The sequence below is a fragment of the Caballeronia sp. LjRoot29 genome (assembly GCF_964252755.1).
GTDB lineage: Bacteria > Pseudomonadota > Gammaproteobacteria > Burkholderiales > Burkholderiaceae > Caballeronia.
Map to the genome: position 1 here is coordinate 1 of NZ_CAXUPU020000084.1, position 2,206 is coordinate 2,206.

3 protein-coding genes are annotated in these 2,206 nt (G+C 59.0%); all 3 read right to left on the minus strand.

What is annotated here, in order from left to right; translation table 11 throughout:
- On the minus strand, nucleotides 1–1,355 hold a 1,355-nt coding region (tnpC, locus tag ACSQ83_RS35775), incomplete at its 3' end, for an IS66 family transposase (RefSeq protein WP_436231362.1).
- A 57-nt stretch (nucleotides 1,356–1,412) separates the two neighbouring features.
- A complete protein-coding gene (gene tnpB / locus ACSQ83_RS35780; RefSeq protein ID WP_375508194.1) occupies nucleotides 1,413–1,769 on the minus strand; it encodes an IS66 family insertion sequence element accessory protein TnpB in 357 nt (118 codons plus the stop codon).
- Entirely contained in the window at nucleotides 1,769–2,125 is a 357-nt protein-coding gene (tnpA, locus tag ACSQ83_RS35785) for an IS66 family insertion sequence element accessory protein TnpA (protein ID WP_436231363.1), read from the minus strand. Before tnpA ends, tnpB begins: the two co-directional genes overlap by 1 nt.
- Nucleotides 2,126–2,206: the final 81 nt, after the last annotated feature.

Below are 2,206 nucleotides of genomic sequence, written 5' to 3' on the forward strand. Positions count from 1 at the left end.
GCAAACGGTCGAACTTCTCTTTCCATGACGTTATTGTCTATCGGGGCACGAGCGTCTTCAACGTAGCGTGACATGTAGACCCACTGGTTACGCGTGTAGCTGATGGCCTTGCCAATCAGGCTCTGGGGCAAGACTTGGTCGGCCTGCTCGTCCAGCCATTTCTTGAATGCTTCAAGCAACGGCACGCTGTGCTCTTGACGTAGCCGGTACGTGTAGTCGATGCGCGTCTCGCCTTCGGGCAAATCGCCCCGCGCGAGCCGCTCGACTTCATAGAGCGCCTTAAAGAATTCGAGTCCTTGTTTCGCACGCCCGTCGGGCTTCTTCTGTGCCTTGAATGCTTCGTCGAATTTACGTCTTGCATGAGCGACACAACCATAGTGCGTCACGCCCTTCACCGTGCGCCACGCGCTGTAGCCATCGCTCATCAGCATGCCTTGGTAGCCGGCGAGAAACAGTTGGGGATGCGCCTGCTCGCGCCCCGGCTGGTATTCAAACAGCACCACCGGCTGCTCGCAGTCCTGAGCGCTTCGATAAGTCCACATGTACGACTTGCTTTGCGCGCTCTTGCCTGGTTCCTTGAGCACCTGCACCGTGGTCTCGTCGCCGTGAATCAGCGGCTGTGATAACAGGATGACGCGCATCGCATCGTACAGCCGTGTCAGATGGAGTTCGGTGGGTTTGATGACCCAGCTTCCCATCGTGCCACGCCCCACGTCGATGCCCGAGCGCGCCAGCACGTCCTCCATTCGGTACAGCGGGGTGCCGTCGACGAACTTACCCGTCATAACTGTCGCAATCACGTTCGCACTCGCGTTGCTGCCCGGCAGCGGCTGGGCCGGCATCTTGGCAGTCACGATGGTCGTGCTCTCAGCGTGGCGCTGGCAGTGGCGGCAACCATATTTGAAGCGTGCGTGCTGCAGCACCCGGACCTTCGCGGCGATCAGGTCCATCTGCTCGCTTAGCTCTTCGCCGATCTTGTGCAACGCACCCTGGCAGCACGGGCAGACCTTCTCGTGTTCGCCCAAGTCATATTCGATACGTTTGCGTCGCAGGTGCGCGGGAAGTGGCCGGCGACCGCGCTTCTTGCCTACGGGCGCCGGCGTTTGCGGCAAGCCCGTGTCGGGCAGCGTCAGGACATCGTCGTAGTCGGATTCACTCAGCGCGAGTTGTTCGGCTTCGTCGAACACGCGGTCCTTGAGCTTCTCGCTGCTGGGCGCGAAACGCTTGAGTTGCGCCAGACGGAAGAGCTCCTCAAGAACCTCAATACGTTCTGCCAGTTGGCGGTTCTGCGCTTCGAGTGCGCGGATATAGGCCTGAACTTCAGGCGTTAAGTGGTTGAGATCGTTGGCTTCCATTGCCGTACGATATCCAAGTGTGCCGCCTCGTGGGTTTACGTATTTTTATAATTCACTTCAGCGAACCTCACGCGCCGGCATCGCCCGATGCGCAATCGTCGTCTGCCAGTTCAGCCCATCGAGTAGCCAGCGCAGCTCACGCGCCGTGATTTCCAGTGCCGCCGTATCTCCAGCGTCGCGCGGCCAGCGAAATCGACCTTCCTCAAGGCGACGATAATGAAGCCAAAAACCGTTCGTCTGCCAGTGAAGAATTTTAAGTTTGTCGCCGCCGCGACTGCAAAAGACAAACCAGTGAGGACTCACCGGATCGAGCCCGAGCGTCTCGGCCACCATCAGCGACAGGCCGTTAATCGAGCGGCGCATGTCAGTGGCGCCCGGCGCCAGATAGACCTTGCCTAGCGGGCTATCCCACATCACAGCACCGCCAGAAGACGCGGCAACCAGTCGAGATGCGTGCGCGAGCTCAACCGAAGCACAAAGCCGGCGGGCGTTTGGATTTCCAGCGGCGCGTGCCGTGCACCAGATGTATCAGTGAAAGTCTCATCGTCCAACCGCATCTCGCGATCAACGCTCGGATTCATCGGCACGGCAACCAAGGTCGGCTCGGCCTGCGACCCGCTCACTTCGAGCATGCGACGGCGGCTCCTGTAAAAACCAGACTGATTCACCCCTTCGGCTTTGCACCATGCCAGCACGCTCAGACCAGAGTTCTTCTGGTCCTCAAATCGCTTGGCCCACACCTGCCTGCGCTCATCGTATCCATTCGTCATTGCCCGACTCCTTCATTAACAGAGCCGTCATTGTTCAACTCGAAAACTTCAACTTCAACGTGTGCTTAAACTAGCGCTTAC